Annotated in this window: 5 protein-coding genes and 1 pseudogene; all 6 read right to left on the bottom strand. The window is 44.6% G+C overall.

The genetic code is table 11. The features are described from left to right. Nucleotides 1–167: 167 nt before the first annotated feature. The 6 genes and pseudogenes from WEIDD23_RS15075 to WEIDD23_RS10930 all read right to left on the bottom strand — a co-directional run bounded on the left by WEIDD23_RS15075 (nt 168) and on the right by WEIDD23_RS10930 (nt 3171). Entirely contained in the window at nt 168–620 is a 453-nt protein-coding gene (locus WEIDD23_RS15075; RefSeq protein WP_347474454.1) for a LysM peptidoglycan-binding domain-containing protein, read from the bottom strand. Then, nucleotides 615–713 (bottom strand): annotated as a pseudogene (locus WEIDD23_RS14965) (HeH/LEM domain-containing protein); the annotation flags it as partial. The gene WEIDD23_RS15075 and the pseudogene WEIDD23_RS14965, both read right to left, overlap by 6 nt. Before the next feature lie 25 nt (nt 714–738). Beyond that, nucleotides 739–1749, bottom strand: a complete 1011-nt coding sequence (locus WEIDD23_RS10945; RefSeq protein WP_062359011.1) for a major capsid protein — start codon at nt 1747–1749, stop codon at nt 739–741. Between the two features lie 18 nt (nt 1750–1767). Continuing rightward, a complete protein-coding gene (locus WEIDD23_RS10940; protein ID WP_062359010.1) occupies nt 1768–2112 on the bottom strand; it encodes a hypothetical protein in 345 nt (114 codons plus the stop codon). Nucleotides 2113–2127: 15 nt separating this feature from the next. Further along, a complete protein-coding gene (locus WEIDD23_RS10935) occupies nt 2128–2760 on the bottom strand; it encodes a DUF4355 domain-containing protein (protein WP_062359009.1) in 633 nt (210 codons plus the stop codon). Nucleotides 2761–2880: 120 nt separating this feature from the next. After that, nucleotides 2881–3171 (bottom strand): hypothetical protein, encoded by a 291-nt coding sequence (locus WEIDD23_RS10930; protein WP_062359008.1) that lies wholly within the window; start codon nt 3169–3171, stop codon nt 2881–2883. Between the last annotated feature and the right edge of the window lie 99 nt (nt 3172–3270).

Raw genomic sequence — 3270 nt, 5'->3', positions numbered from 1 at the left:
AACCCAACCAACCCGCAGCTACTTCTAGTTGTGGGTCAGTAAATCCATCCCCTTCGGCACTCATCAATGCATCATTAGCGATTTCAGACAACAACGCATCATCAGTCAGTGGTGTGTTCCGCTTAATACGTGCGATTACCTTAGCTGTGTCCGCCATAAGTCACCGCCTAAGCCAACTTCAACACACGTCCAGGCGCTACATAATCAACCGTCAAGCCATTCAGCTTCTTCAAGCGTGCATAAGCCATGTTGTGCTTAGTAGCAATATCAACCAACTTGTCACCGGGCTTAACAATGTAAGTAGGGACAACTGGTTCTGGTACGTATGACTCAGGCTCCTTAACCAACATTTGCTCCCAAATTGGAATGTTAGGGTCATAGCCTGAATTGTCTTGGTTCACCGGTGCTTCTGGTTGAGCTGGTTCTGCCTCTGCTGGCGTTTCCGGCTGTACAGCTGCACTAGATGAATCTGGCACATCAGGTTGAGCCACACTAGCCTCACTGACTGGTGCAGAACTGGCAGAACTGGTTGTTGAAGATGTGTCTGCTTCTGATTGTAGATCCTCTACAGCCTCACTTTCAGCCTTATCAATATCATCTTGCGGTTCACCAGGAACCAACTTCAACAAATCAGCCTTTTGAGCGCCTGACGGATATTCGATACCGTGCTCATCAAGCCAATTTTTGATTTCCGTAACGGTATTCTTGTCTGTGACAATATCCATTTAAATCACCCCCTTACAAAACAGTTGCTTGGAAGATGTTACCTGCTTGTGCCAACGTAGGAACAACCATTGTTGAAACCTTGATAACTGAACGAACCGGATCATGAGACTCTTCATAAGAATCAGCAAACATGTTACCAATCTCAGATGAGTTAACCCCCGCAGCTTCAATGAATCGAGCCTCTTCTGGAGTTTGACCATACACCGTCTCACCAACAACACCATCAGCAAACATGGCGAATTGATTATCAGCAATGTAATTCTTGGTTACCAACTTTCCATTCTTGTCTTCTTCAGCATACTTGCCGTTATATGCACGCAAGATTGGCAATCCGTTAGATGTCATAAATGAATCCAAATCAGATTGCATAACGGTGCGTCCATTGTTTGAACCAAAAATGCTAGAAACAACATTAGGGTTCTTACGCAAGGCATACAATGCCTTTTGTGACATAATTGCGCGGGTTGGAGTTACTGACACTGACTGAGCCCATTCTAGGATTTTCTCAATTGGGTCCACCTTCTCATCCGCAAAATCAGCCGTTCCCTTTTGCGACTTATCAATACCGTAATCCACTTTATAGGCGTTTCCTGCGGCATCCTTTACGTTAACAGCACCACTCATCAATGCTTGCATACGCATTAGCTCAGTTGCAGCATCAATAGACTTAACCAAGTTACCAAGGTCGTCATATACAGTATTCATTAGATAATTTTGTTCTGCCGCATCACGAGGCAAGCGCAACTTACGCAAATCACGTTCCTTAAGGATCATCTTTCGCTTGATGAAGAATAGCTCAGCTTCTGAAACTTGTGCCGTACGGCTTCCGATTTCGGCCTCTGTGTCATCCGCATGAACGTGCGCAATTACCGGAGTATTCGTGCCTGATGTCAGCATACGAATATCATCTGATTCTACCTTTCGTGATGGAAACAATTGAGCTCCCAACAATCCCGGCGTCGCAACTGTCTTGGTGTAATCAATTACGTCGTGAGCTGGGAATAAATCCAAAAAATTTGCCATTTAACATTTCTCCTTAAATTAGTTTTCAGAAGTCGTGGTAGTAGTGTCCGTTCCACTTTGTGTTGCCGGTACTGCCGTTTCACCACGGAACTTAATACCAATTGCCTTCAATGCAGTAACTTGGTCAACAGTCAAAGCTACTGGCAATCGGTCAGGCAATACATACCCTTCAACCATTACTGACGCTGGCATTGGATCATCAGTTGAGCCCGCAACATAATTAACCACCAAACCTGCAACTGCGCCACCCTTAATAAAGACTTCACCTGATTCGTATTCCTTATCAGCTGACTCAGTAAACGCTTGAAACTTTGAAGATGCCAACCAATTCACTTGGTCAACCTTTGTCGTCTTGTACTTCATTCGTACATCCTCCTATCACTTAATGCCAAAGAAATCGTCTGCGACATGACTTGAAGCGTGACCGTTAGCACGTTCGGCGGCAATCTGCCCCAAAGACTTCCCGCTTGCCCCAGTGGTTCCAGGGTTGTTAGGTGTCTTTCCGCGTAATGACTCTTGTCGCTTAGCTTCAACCTTTTCATCAATCAACTTGGTGAACGCTGCTACTGCCGCAGTCGTCTCATCAGCTGTATCACGAACCACAAAGCCCAATGTGTCTTCATCAGCAACAAGGCCCTTGTCAGCTAACATCTTGCTTGCCTCGCTGACCATTTGCGTACGAGTGAGTTCCGCTTGCAAGTCGTCAGCACGCTTTCGAGCAGCTGCAAGTTCTTCACTGGTCTTTTCAGCATCGTGTTCCTTGCGTTGTTGTTCAGACATCTGGGCAATCTTAGCCGCCTCTTCTTGATCCGCTTCCCACTTTGCACGAGCATCAGCCAAATCTTGTGCTGCCTTCGCTTCTGCACTCTTATTGGCTCGTGATACTCGTTCAGCAATCATTACATCAATTCGTGCTTGTTGTTCTTCGCTAAACTCAACGCTACCTTGACCACCGTCAGCTGCACCGGGTGTACCTGCGCCGGGTTGTGCTCCGTTCTGTTCTTCAGCCATGTTTCTACCTCCGTTTTAAGGCCGTCGCCTCTCAATTCCTTGCAGCTTTTTAAGCCAATCAGCACGTTTTGGGCATAATAAAAGCGCCTAGCCATTTCTAGCTAAGCGCTTATTAATTATTTATTGCTTCTGCATAACTTGATTGTAAATATTATCAATCATGTCCTCATATCGATTAACGACATCCCAATTAGGTGTGTCATAATTCCAACTTCCGTCTTCTTGCTTATACCCAGCAATAGACAAGAATTTTTTGAGCTCTAAGTAGTCGTTAGCCATAAACTCAAACCAGGTAACATCATTCCCACGCTCAATTTTAGTTGCTTTTACAAGGTACTCAGGCCCGTTTATCTTAATTAAATCTACATCATGATTAGGTAGTTTAAATTTCACTATTTTATTCGATTTCATCAACTCGATACACCGTAATGATATTCCCTTCTTTTTGATTTACGACTAGAACTATATCGTTGTCACCATTATACCAAAAAACGTTATCACCAGGTGCAT

The organism is Weissella sp. DD23 (genome assembly GCF_001579105.1).
GTDB lineage: Bacteria > Bacillota > Bacilli > Lactobacillales > Lactobacillaceae > Weissella > Weissella cibaria.
The sequence above is the reverse complement of the archived record's forward strand: the minus strand, read 5'-3'. Positions and strand labels throughout refer to the sequence as shown.